Below are 15,408 nucleotides of genomic sequence, written 5' to 3'. Positions count from 1 at the left end.
ATGAAGAATTATACGTATTGAATTTTTGTAGGCATTTTTGGATCTGTATCGTGAATTTCAAAGGATTCACCCACTCCAAATCCTTTTTCCTCTAGTACTTGTGATACTGACATACGCGCTAGTTCTTTCATGTTATTATCTAAGCTTAAATGGGCTAAATAAATATGCTTTGTCTCATCTGTAATTACATCTGCCATCGCTAATGCAGCATCCTCATTACAAACATGCCCAACGTCACTTAAAATACGTCGTTTAATGCTCCATGGATAACGTCCCATACGAAGCATTTCTACATCATGATTACTTTCAAATACGAAAGCATTAGCTCCCTTAATAACGCCTTTCATACGGTCACTTACGTATCCCGTATCTGTAATAAGCGCTAACTTCCTATTATTGTTATGGAAAGCATAAAACATCGGTTCTGCCGCATCATGAGAAACTCCAAATGACTCGACTTCAATATCACCAAAGGTTTTCACATCACCAACTGAAAAAATAAACTTTTGTTCAGTTGGGATATTTCCTATTAAATGTTCCATTGCATTCCATGTTTTCTCATTCGCATAAACAGGTAACTCATATTTACGTGCCAGTACACCTAAACCTTTAATATGATCACTATGCTCATGCGTTACAAGAATACCTGATACATCATTTATATTCAGTTCTGCTTGTTTAAATAAAGCCTCTGTTGCTTTACCACTTAAACCTGCGTCGACTAGTAATTTTTTTTCATCGGTTCCTACGTATAGCATATTTCCTGTACTTCCACTTGCAAGTACGCTAAAATGCAACCCCATTCTTTCTCACTCCAGTATGTTCATCAACCACTTGATTTTCCTTTTCTCCTAATTCCATAACTTGTCCTTCAATTGCATTCACAAAGAAGTCCTGCTTCTGCTCCGTTTTCAAATTCCACGTTGGAGCCAGTACTTGGTTATTAGACGTAGATGCGGTAAGAGTGGCATAACCAATTTGCGCTTCTTTAACATGCGTATTTCCATGAATTTTATTTTTTAAATACAAATTTTCTAAAGCTGTTTGAGCCGTAATAATTTCTTGCTCTTTCGTTTTTTCACCTTCGCCCATTTCTTTTAAATCAGTTAGCATTGTCTGCGTATATGAAACAAGTTCATTTTTTTCATTTAATTCCACAACAATCATCGCCTGATTATTATAGAAAATAGGCTTATCTTTATATTTTTGGAAGAAATAAATTTTAGAGTCTTTCACCGCTCCAAATTCATACTTTTGTCCATCCAATACATAGTTCTTCAAAAATTCATTATACTTATCTTTTGATAATGATTTCGTATTTAAAAAAGGCTCTTTTAGCTTACTTTCTATCTTGTACATATTTTGTATATGCACTGTTTGATTTTTCAAAGACTGTATATCTTCTTCTTTAAAAGCTTTATTTTCCGCTCTAATAAATGACTCTTTTTTCGGTTCTTTAGGGATATTTCCCATCGTAATTTTGTTTGCTTTTAATTCTTGATCTATCTTTGTTTCTGCAATAAGCTCCAATTGATTACTATCTTGCTTTTGAATGAATTGGAAAATGAGAAAGAGGTCCAAAACAAAAAAGGTCACAATAAATATGGTTTTAATCCGATCCCAATCCATTTAGTCCTCCCTCACTCCACTCATAGATTTTCTGTTTACCTGTTTCATCTTCAACAAGCTTTACATACCAAATTGGTTGTAATCGAACTACTTGTCCATCTAGTGATAACTTGTATCCAATACCAATATCCTTAATTACTTGTTTCTTTATCTCTGGATTATTTTCTAGGGATGCTATTACAACATGCCCTGACGGAAGAGTAACCTTCTGTTCTATACCTTTAGTATTTAAAGACAGCAACGGTCTTTCATATTCCATTACTTCTTCTGATCCCCATATTTGTCTCAATTCAGCTAATCCATCTTCATTGAATACTGAATATCCATCTTCATTTAAACGAAATACTGTCTCTCCTTTATTCATATAGTCCAAACGATATGAATCCAAACTTCCACTGTGACCACTTACGAATTCAAAGCTTTTTTGTAAAAGCATTAAATTATCTATCGTTTTCTCAGTTAAGACAGAAGAGTTTTTATACTTTAGCATGTGACGATCGTTTTCAATTTCCATGGATCTAATACCATCTGTAAATGTTTCTTTCGACATCTCGGTAATCGGACTTAAATAACGAGGATCACTAAACAGAGCATTCTTAAACGTATCAACTGCTAAATTAGATGAAATATATGTTATATTGTTTAACTCTGTCGTTCCATCTGGTAAAAATAACTTTTTCATATCATTAAGTTGATAATCAAAATAAGGCTTTGCTGATACTATAAATTGATTTTGGGCATTTACAATATCTTTTAAATACACGCCACTTAATTTTGCCTCATATATTTTAAAGTTATCACCATCAGAAACAAAGTTAATTTTAATTTCTTGATCCTTACTTCGAGAAGGATCGAGGAGAATACGATTAAAATGTTTAGGCTTATCTGTACTCTTCTCTTTCATGTTAAACATGGATTTTACTGCATCAAATGGGATATCGGTAGGGAAAACAAGTTCAACTTTCCCTTCACCATGCACATATGAAAGGAAATCACCCTTAGTGATTGATATCTCTTTAAAATCATGTAGTTCCCCTACTTCCAGAGGCTTATAGATTGATTCTATATCTGCCTCTCTTCTGCTCCCATAATGATTTTTATCTTTATGCACGATGATAGAAGTAGGACGGACAACATCGGAAATTTTAGTTTGGTTCATTCCTTCATTTCCCTGCACAAATTTCGCGTTTTGCATGGATGTAGAATCTGGCACATACGTCCATAGGTTAAAAGTAAGAAATAGGCTAATTACAACTAGGTTAATTAAAACTATTGTTTTAAAGTTTTCCATACTCATTCCCAATCGTCCTCTTCATCTGCTGCCATTGGTAACGTGAAATAAATAGTTGTCCCTTTTCCTTCTTCACTCTTCGCCCAAATAGAGCCACCATGTGCCTCAATCATTTCTTTTGCAATTGCTAATCCAAGCCCAGTACCACCCATTTGTCTTGAACGAGCTTTATCTACGCGATAAAAACGTTCAAAGATTTTATCAACGTTTTCTTTTGGAATACCCATTCCTTGGTCACTTACACTAATTTCTAATAAATCACCGCGATCACGTAAACGATATGTTACTGTTCCACCTTCTGGTGAATACTTTAATGCGTTAGAAATAATGTTATACAGCACTTGAGTAATTTTGTCAGTATCCATATCAATAAATCTAGATTTCTTAGAGAAAGATCGTTTGAAACTTACATTTTGCTCTTTAGACATTTCAAAGCGATCAATAATATTATTAAATAAATCAGTAAAGTCGACCCATTCTTTCATTAAACGATGCTCTGTACTATCAAGTTTAGATAGCTGTAACAACGCATTTACAAGTCTAATCATTCTTTCTGTTTCTTCTTGTGTAACCGTTAAAAATTGTGGTGCAATATTTGGATCCTGCCATGCTCCATCTGTAAGTGCCTCTAAATAACTGCGCATCGTCGTTAATGGCGTCCTTAATTCATGAGAGACATTCGCCACAAACTCACGGCGTTCCCGTTCTATACGCTCCTGCTCTGTTACATCATATAGTACAGCAATTAAGCCGTTTGCCTTCCCTGTTTCTTTTTGAATAACAGAGAAACTAGCACGTAAAATATATGGTTCGTTTCTCGTACTAAAATCTAATAAAACAGAATCTGGCTCTTCATATAAATGATCGAGCGTAAATTCTTCCTGTATCCCTAATACCTCTAAAACAGATTGATCGAGCGCTGTTTCACGAGAAACATTTAACATCTTTTCCGCAGGATCATTTAGTAAAATAATATCCCCTTTTCGGTCAGTAGCAATTACTCCATCTGTCATATGTGATAAAACAGATGATAATTTACGCCTTTCACTTTCTGTAGAAGAACGAGCTTGTTGTAATTTTTTTGATAAATTATTGAAGGATAATGCCAGTTGTCCAATTTCATCATGGCTATGCACTTTTACTTTTCTCGAATAATTTCCTTTTGCCATTTCGATCGCTTGTCTCCGCATATCTGAAATTGGTCTTGTAATTGTTTGAGCCAATAAAATCCCAAGTACGGCCGTTACTAATAAAGCAATTACTGTTCCCGTAGCAAAAATTTGATTTATATCCTTCATTTGTTTATATACATCTTCCATAGATGCCACAATGTAAATAACACCAAGCGCATCCTTACCGTTATCATCTAGAATCGGAGTAAGCATAACTTGAACACGATGACCTGTACTACCATCCTTCTCAATTTTCACTTCCGGCTTTTTTTGTACTAACACTCGCTGAACAGCTATATCAGTTGATGTTCGATTCACCTTATTCTGCTTTGATTCATCTGAAATAGCCAGTAACTTTCTGTGCGAATCAAATACACTTACCTCTTGTATAACTTTCTTCTGATCAGAGGCAAATTTTCGAATTGAAGTTTTAATCGTTTCATCTGTTGACTCTGTTTCTGCTTTTGTATAACTTTTTTTAAACTCTTGCTTCAAATTATATGATAATAAGTTTGTTTGCTGCGTTAAAGAATCCCTAAAACCTTGTACTAAGCTCTTCTCTAATTCCCTTACGAAATATACTCCAATAACTTGCATCGCTATTAATATTAATAGCATATATATAAGCACAAATTTTAAATGAATAGATTGAAAAAAACCAACTTTCTTCATATACTATTCCTGCTCTGGGTCACGCAAGTAATACCCTACTCCACGTCTAGTTACAATTAAAGTAGGATGGCTTGGATTATCTTCAATTTTTTCACGCAAACGACGTACTGTAACGTCTACTGTGCGCACATCTCCAAAATAGTCATAACCCCAAACTGTTTGTAATAAATGTTCGCGTGTCATAACTTGTCCTAAATGTTTCGCTAAATAATGTAGCAACTCAAATTCACGATGTGTAAGCTCGATATTTTCCTCGCGCTTCGTTACACTATATGCATTTGGATTAATCACAATTGGTCCAATAACCATTTCTGTATTTTCTTCTTTTTCCGCAGCACCACCTTGTTGATGGCGGCGTAAATTCGCCTTCACACGAGCAAGTAATTCCCTCGTACTAAATGGCTTCGTTACATAATCATCTGCCCCAAGCTCAAGCCCTAATACTTTATCAATCTCAGAGTCCTTTGCTGTAAGCATAATAATCGGCATTTCTGAGCTTTTACGTATTTCACGGCAAACCTCTAAGCCATCTTTACCTGGTAGCATAATATCTAATAAAACCATATCTGGTTGCTCTTCATTAGCCTTTTCAATTGCTTCATCACCATCATGCGCCATTACTATTTCAAAACCTTCTTTTTCTAGGTTAAACTTCAAAATATCTGCAATCGGCTTTTCATCATCAACTACTAAAATTTTCTTTCCCATCATCGTCTATTTCCTCCTTATAAAAATATGGTCAATAATCCCTAAACATATTGATGTTTACATAGTATGTCCTATATGACCGCATCCTTTGTTTAAGTATTTTCTCCTCTATTCTCATAGACTCATGTATGATCCACTTTTACACGGCATCCTATACGATCTATAGAAAAACCTCTAGCTTCAACTGCTAGAGGCTCCTCGTTCTATTTTAAAATAACTACTCAGTTTTGTAAAATTACATAAATAAAAAGGATATTAAGTGGGCCCACTTAATATCCTGAGAGTGGCTCGGGACGGAATCGAACCGCCGACACGAGGATTTTCAGTCCTCTGCTCTACCGACTGAGCTACCGAGCCAAAACTATATATAAAACCACTAATGGTGGTATAAACAAAAGTGGCGGTCCCGACCGGGGTCGAACCGGCGATCTCCTGCGTGACAGGCAGGCATGTTAACCACTACACCACGGGACCAAAAATAAGCAAAAAAAAACATGACCCGTACGGGATTCGAACCCGTGTTACCGCCGTGAAAGGGCGGTGTCTTAACCACTTGACCAACGGGCCACGAAAAATAAAATGGTGAGCCATGAAGGACTCGAACCTTCGACCCTCTGATTAAAAGTCAGATGCTCTACCAACTGAGCTAATGGCTCATACTCACCAACGTCATATTTTCGTGACGACAAGATGTATCATAACATGTATTCTGTATTTATTGCAATACTTTTTTTGTTTTTTTATAAAAGAATAAGAAAAAAACTCATGCAGACATGAGTTTTTTCTAAAAAATGTTAATTAAGCTTCGTATACGTTACGAACAATATTTGTTTGGTTACGATCTGGTCCAACTGAGAACATAGATATTTGAATTCCTGTTAACTCAGAAACACGTTCTACGTATTTTCGTGCATTTTCAGGAAGTTCATCTAATGATTTTACACCAGTAATATCTTCTTCCCAACCTGGAAGCTCTTCATATACAGGCTCACATTTCGCTAAAATGTTTAAGTTAGCTGGAACTTCATCAATAACTTCGCCATTGTATTTGTAAGCTACACAAATTTTAAGGGTTGGAATACCTGTTAAAACGTCGATAGAATTTAATGATAGATCCGTTAAACCACTAACACGACGTGCATGTCTTACAACAACGCTATCGAACCAACCTACGCGGCGTGGACGACCAGTTGTCGTTCCATACTCGCGACCAACTTCACGAATTTGATGACCAATTTCATCATGAAGCTCAGTAGGGAATGGACCATCACCAACGCGGCTTGTATATGCTTTACATACACCTACAACGCGAGTAACTTTCGCAGGACCAACTCCAGTTCCAACTGTTACACCACCAGCAATTGGGTTAGAAGATGTAACGAACGGGTACGTACCGTGGTCAATATCAAGCATAACACCTTGCGCACCTTCAAATAATACACGGTGATTATTATCTAATGCATCATTTAATACAACAGACGTATCACATACATATTGCGCGATTTGTTGCCCGTACTCGAAGTACTCTTCGAAAATTTCTTCTACAGTGAAACCTTCTGTATCGTACATTTTTTCAAATAAACGATTTTTTTCTACTAAATTGCGCTCAAGCTTCTCTTTAAATGCTTCACGGTCTAAAAGATCAGCCATACGAATACCAATACGAGCAGCTTTATCCATATATGCAGGACCGATACCTTTTTTCGTTGTACCGATTTTGTTATCACCTTTACTTGCTTCTTCTAACTCATCTTGTTTTAAGTGGTAAGGTAAAATAACATGTGCACGGTTACTTACACGTAAATTATCAGTACTTACACCACGATCGTGTAAGTATTTTAACTCTTCAAGTAATGCTTTTGGATCTACTACTAATCCGTTTCCGATTACACAAATTTTCTCTTTATAGAAAATACCAGATGGAATTAAGTGTAATTTATATTTAACTCCGCCGAAAACAATTGTATGTCCCGCGTTATTTCCACCTTGATATCTTGCAACTACTTCCGCATGCTCAGAAAGAAAATCAGTGATTTTACCTTTTCCTTCGTCGCCCCATTGTGTTCCTACAACTACTACTGAAGACATTATTAAAGCACCTCCGCAATTTTCAAACGATCTATTCAAACAATATAATTGTACCAAAACCGAAAGAGAAGTCAACCTAAAAGCGAACATTTTTTCACAAAAAAACATTTTCGTTCGTAAGAATTATATATTTAACTTATGAAAGCCTTATCTTTCTTATAAAAAAAAAGAAACACATCTTATTATAAGAAATGTGTTTCTTTTTTATACTGCCTTTATGCCGGTGGAGCATGTCCATCCTCAAAACGACGTTCTAAGTTAACGAACTTATTGAACTCTTTGACGAATGCAAGTTCCACTGAACCTACTGGACCGTTACGTTGTTTTGCAATAATAATTTCAATTGTATTTTTGTTTTCCGTTTCTCGATCATAGTAGTCTTCACGATATAGGAAAGCTACAATATCAGCATCCTGCTCAATACTTCCAGATTCACGAATATCAGACATCATCGGGCGTTTATCTTGACGAGATTCTACACCACGAGATAACTGTGATAAAGCAATAACAGGCACTTGCAATTCACGCGCAATCCCTTTTAAGGTACGAGAAATCTCAGATACTTCCTGCTGACGGTTTTCTCCTGATTTCCCACTTCCTTGAATAAGCTGCAAATAGTCAATCAAAATCATACCAAGACCTTGTTCTTGCTTTAATCTACGACATTTTGCTCGAATCTCATTTACTTTAATACCTGGCGTATCATCAATATATATACCAGCATTTGAGAGACTCCCCATTGCCATTGTTAATTTTGCCCAATCATCGGAAGTTAATGAACCAGTACGAAGTCTTTGTGCATCAATATTCCCTTCTGCACAAAGCATACGCATAACAAGCTGATCAGCACCCATCTCCAAACTAAAAATCGCTACATTTTCATCCGTTTTCGTCGCTACGTTTTGTGCAATATTTAATGAAAATGCCGTTTTCCCTACTGATGGACGTGCTGCCACGATAATTAAATCATTTCGTTGGAAACCTGCTGTCATCTTATCTAATTCAGTAAACCCAGTTGGTATCCCAGTAACTTCACCCTTTTGATTATGCAAAAGTTCAATTTTGTCATAAGCATCTACAAGAACATCTTTAATGTTTTGGAATGCTTTTGCATTCGTTTGATGGGATACTTCTAATATTTTTTTCTCAGCCTCGTTTAAAAGACCATCCACATCATCTTCTCTCTCGTATCCATCCGATACAATATGAGTCGCCGTGCGAATTAAACGACGTAAAAGCGCCTTTTCAGCGATGATGCGTGCGTAATATTCTACGTTAGCTGCAGTTGGCACAACTTCTGCTAACTCTGCTAAGTAAGAAACCCCACCAACCTCTTCTAGTAATCCTTGATCAGCCATTGCTGATGTCATCATTACTAAGTCAATCGGCTCTCCCTTATCAGATAGCCCAAGCATGACTTCAAAAATCTTTTGATGTTTCGTTCGATAGAACGAATCAGGTACCAATAACTCTGATGCTGAAGTTAACGCATCTTGATCAATCAATATGGCCCCTAAAACCGCCTGCTCAGCCTCTATATTATGCGGAGGGGTACGATCAGCAAGTACATCACTCATACGCAATCCTCCTTGCTTAATTTATTTTTATTGTTCACTAACATGAACTTTTACTGTTGCTGTTACTTGTGGATGCAATTTCACAGTAACGTTTGTATAACCTAACGCGCGGATTGCATCGTCCATTTCAAATTTACGTTTATCAAGTTTAATCTTGTGTGATTTTTGCATTGCATCTACGATTTGTTTGCTTGTAATAGAACCAAATAAACGGCCACCTTCTCCAGATTTCGCCTTTAATTCTACAGTTAATTTCTCTAAAGTCTCTTTTAACTCTTTTGCATTTTCAAGCTCTGCTGCTGCATCTTTTTCTTCTTTACGCTTTTGAGCTTCTAAAGTTTTCATACTGCTATTTGTTGCTTCAGCAGCTAATCCTTGTTTTAGTAAGAAGTTATTTGCATAGCCATCTGGTACGTTTTTCACTTCTCCTTTTTTACCTTTACCTTTTACGTCTTTTAGAAAAATTACTTTCATGATTGTGTGCCTCCCTGTAAATAGTCATCAATAACAAATCGAAGCTTCTCCTCAGCTTCATCTACTGTAACATTTTTCATCTGTGTGGCTGCATTCGTCAAATGCCCGCCACCGCCTAAGTTTTCCATAATTAGCTGCACATTCACTTCACCTAAAGACCTGCTGCTAATTCCAATGAGATTCTCGCCACGTTTCGCAACAACAAATGATGCAATAATCCCTGTCATCGTTAATAACGTGTCTGCCGATTGCGCAATAAGCACTTGATCGTAGTAATCATCACTATCAACTTTAGCAATCGCAATTCCATTTTTATAAATGTACGCATTTTTTATAGCTTTTGCAACCCGTAAATACTGATCCATATCTTCCTTTAAAAGTTCTTGTACAAGTACAGTATCTGCACCATGTGAGCGTAAATAAGAAGCAGCATCAAATGTACGAGCCCCTGTCCGGAATGTGAAACTTTTCGTGTCGACAATAATACCCGCTAACAATGCCGTCGCTTCTAACATTGTCATCTTTAAATTTTTAGGTTGATACTCAAGTAATTCTGTAACCAATTCTGCCGTTGAAGAAGCATATGGTTCCATATAAACTAGCAATGGGTCTTCAATAAAATCTTCTCCGCGGCGATGATGATCAATAACTACTACATTTTCAATTTTATGTAACAGTTTTTGCTCCATCACCATAGAAGGTTTATGCGTATCGACAACAACAAGTAACGACTCATCATTTGCAAATTCCATCGCTTGCTCTGGAGTAATAAAATGAGACCATAACTCCTCATTTTGTTTCACTTTGTCCATCAAACGTTTAATTCCTTTATCGGAATCATTTTCATCTAACACAATATATCCTTTACGCTCATTTAATTGAGCCACTTTTAAAATACCAATCGCAGCACCAATTGCGTCCATATCGGGAGCCCTATGCCCCATAATAATGACATTACTACTTTCTAATACTAAATCCTTTAACGCATGCGAAATGACCCTGGCGCGTACACGGGTACGTTTTTCAACCGGATTTGTCTTACCTCCATAGAACTTAACTTTACCTGTCGCTTGTTTAATAGCTACTTGGTCTCCCCCACGCCCAAGCGCAAGATCTAAACCAGATTGAGCCATTGCTCCAAGCTCTGATAAAGGTAAATCACCTGATCCGACACCCACACTTAATGTAAGTGGTATATTCCTTTTAGATGTTTCTTCACGCACCTGATCTAAAATGCTAAATTTCCCTTTCTCCATCTGCGTCAAAATACTTTCATTTAGCACAACGAAGAATCTTTCTGAAGATGCACGTTTTAAATAAGCACCATACTTAAGTGCCCATTCATTTAGTCGCGATGTCACAAGACTTGTTATATTCGTACGTAATTGATCATCTAATCCTTGTGTAACTTCATCATAATTATCCAAATAGATGACAGCTAAAACAGTCCTTTGATCCTCGTACATCTTTTCGATTTCTGTTTGTTCCGTTACATCAAAGAAATAAATTAACTTTTCTTCTTTCCTTACAAAAACGCGAAACTTTCGATTATTTAAAGAGACTATATCATCAGAAGTTTCTCCTTTAATGAAAAGAAGTAATGTTTCTGATACATCGTAAAGGTGCCATCCAGCTAATGCGTGCTGTCCCAGACATGAAGATAAATAAGGATTTGCCCAATCAATCCCATAATCCTTATTGTATAACAAAATACCAATCGGCATTTGGTTAAATGCTTCATTACTTACTTTCTTTACTCTTGTAATCATATCTGTCGTATGCTTTTCGAAATTCCTTTGAAAATTAAGTTCAAATCGTATAACGATAAAGAATACGATACAAAAAATGACAAAAGCAGCTATACCCATAATTAAATGAAAATAACAGAGAATTAAAATGAGCACAAACACAAAAAATGCCAATACATAAACAGGATATAAAAACCACTGTTTCTTATCAAATTCAGGCATGTATACAACTCCTATAAAGTAAAACTAACTCACCTTCCAGTTAGTTAAACAGATTAAAATAGTATAAGGAATATTATTTTATCCCCCTATTTTAGAACGCAATGAAATCCCTAAGTCAATTATACCTAAGATTGTCACAAGAGGAAACAGCATCGGAATAAACATGCATGCAATAAAACTAATAATAGGAACCCCTTTAGTAAAACCTTTTCTATACGCTAAAAAGGCAATAAATGTCAGACCTTGCAGTACAAGCAATAGTGCAAATATGACATTTAGGTTAGAAAATACCATATGTAAATATGATGTTGGTTCTACTTTTATAAAAGTTGCTAACAAAATAAATATAACGTAATACCAAATGATACTCTTTGGTAATTGTATATCTTTAAATTTAGGCCAAGATATAACTTCATGTTTTAACTTTTTCAAAACACTACCTGATATTATCACTGTAATCCAAGAAAAACATACTGAAACTAGCACAAGTATACTTGGAAATAACGATTGTAATATATCATTCATTTGTGCAAGTAACGCTTTTTGTTCCTTACTAATCGGCATACCTGTAGCACTTACTATCTTTTCGCTTTTCGCCATACTTTCACTGAACATACTTTGCATTTGCTTCATTATATCTATGTTGAAAAACTTTATACTCGCAACATAAATAAGTACAAAACCAATTAAGTATGCAAGCGTCCCCGCTATTAAGATTTCGACTGGCTTCTTTCTTGTTTTATACATATATCCTAAAACAATCCCTATCAATCCAAACATAATTGTCTTCACTAAATTCAGCGGTTGACTCACAATAATAGTAACAAAAAGTGCCGCTACAAAAACCACGAGCACATTAGATAGTTTATGTCTTATCATTAATAGTATAAATGGTAACGGCAACGCAAAAGTTACAACTGTACCCAAAATCGGAACATACATAGATATAAGCAATAAAATTGCATATATAGCTAATAATGCTGCACCTTCTGTAATAAACTTTGTTTGTTTCACATTTTAACCTCTCTTTCAAAAAGAAAAGCATAGCAAAATGCACAGTAGAGTCCCACTCTACTGTGCATTTCATACGCTATTATTCACCAACATATGGTAAAAGTGCCATTTGACGAGCACGTTTAATTGCAACTGTAAGTTTGCGTTGGTATTTCGCGCTTGTTCCTGTTACACGACGAGGTAAAATTTTACCACGTTCAGAAACGAAACGTTTTAATAAATCAACATCTTTATAGTCAATGCGAGTGATGCCGTTAGCTGTAAAGAAACACACCTTACGACGTTTCGCACGTCCACCTTTGCGTCCTGCCATGTCTATTTCCCTCCATTCTTTGTTAAAACTAACAAATTTACTGTATTAGAACGGTAAATCGTCGTCGGAAATGTCGATCGGTTGACCTACATTTGAAAATGGATCGTCATTCTTCGTAAATCCAGAGTTACCTTGGTTACCTGAATTACTAGATTGACCAAATGGGTTAGAGCCTTGGTTACCGAAACCAGCTCCTGATGGTTGCTGATTAAATGAACCACGTTGCTCCCCACCGCCATTACGCGGCTCTAAAAATTGCACGCTTTCCGCAAGAACTTCTGTTACGTATACACGTTTACCATCTTGTCCCTCGTAATTACGAGTTTGAAGACGTCCATCTACGCCTGCTAAGCTACCTTTTTTCAAATAATTTGCTACGTTTTCTGCTTGTTTACGCCATATTACACAATTAATAAAGTCAGCTTCACGCTCACCTTGTTGATTGGCAAATGCGCGATTCACAGCTAACGTAAAAGTAGCTACTGCAACACCATTGGGCGTGTAACGTAAGTCAGGGTCCTTAGTTAAACGACCAACGAGGATAACACGATTCATCAATCGAACCACTCTCCCTTATATATCAATTATTTTTCTTCTTCTTTAACAACGATATGACGAAGGATGTCTTCGTTGATCTTAGCTAAACGGTCGAATTCGTTAATCGCTTCTGCGTTAGATTTCACGTTTAAGATCATGTAGAAACCTTCACGTAAGTCGTTGATTTCGTAAGCTAAACGACGCTTACCCCACTCTTTCGTGTTAATGATTTCTGCACCATTGTTTGTTAAAACACCTGCAAAACGTTCAACTAAAGCTTTTTGAGCTTCTTCTTCAACGCCAGGACGAATGATGTACATAATTTCGTACTTTCTCATTACACTTTCACCTCCTTTTGGTCTAAACGGCCCGTAATGGGCAAGGAGCAATTAATTTATAGTAATTACTCACGAGTTTAGATTATATCATAGTAAGTTATATGAATCAACTCACCAATACATAAAAAACTTGGCAAACATATAATATATTTGCCAAGCTCATATCTTTATTTTTCCTAGGAAATATTAAATTAAACGTTAAAACGGAAGTGCATAACATCTCCGTCTTTTACGATATATTCTTTTCCTTCTAAACGTACTTTTCCAGCTTCTTTTGCAGCTGTCATAGAACCGTTTGTCATTAAATCATCGTAAGAAACTGTTTCTGCACGAATAAATCCACGCTCAAAGTCTGTATGAATAACACCAGCACATTGTGGTGCCTTCATTCCTTGTTTAAATGTCCAAGCACGTACTTCTTGAACGCCAGCTGTAAAGTAAGTAGCAAGTCCTAATAGGTCATATGCTGCACGAATTAATTGATCTAAACCAGACTCTTCAATTCCTAATTCTTCAAGGAATACTTTTTTCTCTTCTTCGTCTAATTCAGCGATTTCTGATTCGATTTTTGCACATACAACGATTACTTGAGAATTTTCATTTGCTGCAAATTCTTTTACCATTTGTACGTATTTATTTTCCGAAGGATCGATAATATCGTCTTCACTTACATTCGCTACGTATAACATTTCTTTTGTTGTAAGTAAATGAAGGCCTTTAACAATCTTCATCTGCTCTTCTGTAAATTCAACAGTACGAGCTGGTTTTCCCTCTTCAAAAGCTTCTTTTAAACGAACTAAAATTTCATGCTCATATACCGCTTCTTTATCTTTTTGTCTTGCTAATTTCGCAACACGCTCGATACGCTTATCAACAGACTCTAAGTCCGCTAAAATTAGCTCTAAATTGATTGTTTCAATATCATCAATTGGATCTACTTTCCCTGAAACGTGCGTAATATTTTCGTCTTCAAAACAACGAACAACTTGGCAAATTGCATCTACTTGACGAATGTGAGATAAGAATTTATTTCCTAAACCTTCACCTTTACTAGCACCTTTTACGATACCTGCAATATCAGTAAACTCGAATACAGTCGGAACAGTCTTTTTCGGTTCTACTAATTCCGTTAATTTATTTAAACGCTCATCTGGTACTTCTACAATCCCTACGTTTGGATCAATTGTACAGAATGGATAGTTCGCAGATTCTGCTCCTGCTTGTGTAATTGCATTAAATAAAGTGGACTTCCCTACGTTAGGTAATCCAACAATCCCAGCCGTTAATCCCATATTTTTCACTCCTATGTCTCAATCTTTCATCATTATAGATAGTAACGAAAAAAATGACAAGTTTCCGCCAAACGAAAAAAAGTAACAGTTACCTACTGTAACTGTTACTCTCCCTCTATTCTTCGTGCTTCACAAGTATTTTTTTCACCTTACGATCAAACTCTCTTCGAGGAATCATTACTGAATGGTCACACCCCTCGCACTTAATGCGGATATCCATTCCCATACGAATAATTTTCCAACGATTCTCGCCACATGGATGGGCTTTCTTCATTTCCACAACATCATACAAGTTATATTCCTTTTGCTCCATTCTCCAAACTCCTCTCCATA

At 36.2% G+C, this 15,408-nt stretch carries 15 protein-coding genes and 4 tRNA genes; all 19 read right to left on the bottom strand.

What is annotated here, in order from left to right:
• Window positions 1–8: 8 nt before the first annotated feature.
• Window positions 9–803 carry an MBL fold metallo-hydrolase gene (locus tag DN404_RS02495; RefSeq protein ID WP_149214694.1) on the bottom strand — a complete coding sequence of 265 codons (795 nt, stop codon included), beginning with the start codon at window positions 801–803 and terminating at the stop codon, window positions 9–11.
• Entirely contained in the window at window positions 787–1,629 is an 843-nt protein-coding gene (locus DN404_RS02490) for a two-component system regulatory protein YycI (RefSeq protein WP_000383740.1), read from the bottom strand. The genes DN404_RS02495 and DN404_RS02490 overlap by 17 nt, the downstream gene beginning before the upstream one ends.
• Window positions 1,610–2,926 carry a YycH family regulatory protein gene (locus tag DN404_RS02485; RefSeq protein WP_000061560.1) on the bottom strand — a complete coding sequence of 439 codons (1,317 nt, stop codon included), beginning with the start codon at window positions 2,924–2,926 and terminating at the stop codon, window positions 1,610–1,612. The genes DN404_RS02490 and DN404_RS02485 overlap by 20 nt, the downstream gene beginning before the upstream one ends.
• A complete protein-coding gene (walK, locus tag DN404_RS02480; RefSeq protein WP_149214693.1) occupies window positions 2,923–4,764 on the bottom strand; it encodes a cell wall metabolism sensor histidine kinase WalK in 1,842 nt (613 codons plus the stop codon). The genes DN404_RS02485 and walK overlap by 4 nt, the downstream gene beginning before the upstream one ends.
• 3 nt (window positions 4,765–4,767) lie before the next feature.
• Window positions 4,768–5,475, bottom strand: coding sequence for a cell wall metabolism DNA-binding response regulator WalR (gene walR / locus DN404_RS02475; protein WP_000971865.1), 708 nt, complete (start codon window positions 5,473–5,475; stop codon window positions 4,768–4,770).
• A 281-nt stretch (window positions 5,476–5,756) separates the two neighbouring features.
• Window positions 5,757–5,829 (bottom strand) — tRNA-Phe (locus DN404_RS02470).
• Window positions 5,830–5,870: 41 nt separating this feature from the next.
• Window positions 5,871–5,946 (bottom strand) — tRNA-Asp (locus tag DN404_RS02465).
• Window positions 5,947–5,967: 21 nt separating this feature from the next.
• Window positions 5,968–6,039: transfer RNA gene (locus tag DN404_RS02460), tRNA-Glu, on the bottom strand.
• 13 nt (window positions 6,040–6,052) lie between these two features.
• Window positions 6,053–6,128: transfer RNA gene (locus DN404_RS02455), tRNA-Lys, on the bottom strand.
• A 142-nt stretch (window positions 6,129–6,270) separates the two neighbouring features.
• A complete protein-coding gene (locus tag DN404_RS02450; protein ID WP_000100238.1) occupies window positions 6,271–7,560 on the bottom strand; it encodes an adenylosuccinate synthase in 1,290 nt (429 codons plus the stop codon).
• Between the two features lie 215 nt (window positions 7,561–7,775).
• Entirely contained in the window at window positions 7,776–9,137 is a 1,362-nt protein-coding gene (gene dnaB, locus DN404_RS02445) for a replicative DNA helicase (RefSeq protein ID WP_001286148.1), read from the bottom strand.
• A gap of 27 nt (window positions 9,138–9,164) precedes the next feature.
• Complete coding sequence (gene rplI / locus DN404_RS02440) at window positions 9,165–9,611, bottom strand: 50S ribosomal protein L9 (RefSeq protein WP_000864228.1); 447 nt, start codon at window positions 9,609–9,611, stop codon at window positions 9,165–9,167.
• The gene (locus DN404_RS02435; protein ID WP_001113778.1) at window positions 9,608–11,581 is read right to left on the bottom strand and encodes a DHH family phosphoesterase; all 1,974 of its coding nucleotides are present in this window, start codon (window positions 11,579–11,581) and stop codon (window positions 9,608–9,610) included. Before DN404_RS02435 ends, rplI begins: the two co-directional genes overlap by 4 nt.
• 78 nt (window positions 11,582–11,659) lie before the next feature.
• A complete protein-coding gene (locus DN404_RS02430) occupies window positions 11,660–12,595 on the bottom strand; it encodes a YybS family protein (RefSeq protein WP_149214692.1) in 936 nt (311 codons plus the stop codon).
• Between the two features lie 79 nt (window positions 12,596–12,674).
• Complete coding sequence (rpsR, locus tag DN404_RS02425) at window positions 12,675–12,908, bottom strand: 30S ribosomal protein S18 (protein WP_000918873.1); 234 nt, start codon at window positions 12,906–12,908, stop codon at window positions 12,675–12,677.
• 45 nt (window positions 12,909–12,953) lie between these two features.
• The gene (gene ssb / locus DN404_RS02420) at window positions 12,954–13,466 is read right to left on the bottom strand and encodes a single-stranded DNA-binding protein (RefSeq protein ID WP_000981966.1); all 513 of its coding nucleotides are present in this window, start codon (window positions 13,464–13,466) and stop codon (window positions 12,954–12,956) included.
• Window positions 13,467–13,492: 26 nt separating this feature from the next.
• The gene (rpsF, locus tag DN404_RS02415; protein ID WP_001233778.1) at window positions 13,493–13,783 is read right to left on the bottom strand and encodes a 30S ribosomal protein S6; all 291 of its coding nucleotides are present in this window, start codon (window positions 13,781–13,783) and stop codon (window positions 13,493–13,495) included.
• Between the two features lie 191 nt (window positions 13,784–13,974).
• Complete coding sequence (gene ychF / locus DN404_RS02410; protein ID WP_000524657.1) at window positions 13,975–15,075, bottom strand: redox-regulated ATPase YchF; 1,101 nt, start codon at window positions 15,073–15,075, stop codon at window positions 13,975–13,977.
• Window positions 15,076–15,190: 115 nt separating this feature from the next.
• Complete coding sequence (locus tag DN404_RS02405) at window positions 15,191–15,388, bottom strand: DUF951 domain-containing protein (protein ID WP_000435485.1); 198 nt, start codon at window positions 15,386–15,388, stop codon at window positions 15,191–15,193.
• Between the last annotated feature and the right edge of the window lie 20 nt (window positions 15,389–15,408).

The organism is Bacillus sp. TE8-1, from assembly GCF_008368855.1.
Taxonomy (GTDB): Bacteria; Bacillota; Bacilli; order Bacillales; family Bacillaceae_G; genus Bacillus_A; species Bacillus_A cereus.
The sequence above is the reverse complement of the archived record's forward strand: the minus strand, read 5'-3'. Positions and strand labels throughout refer to the sequence as shown.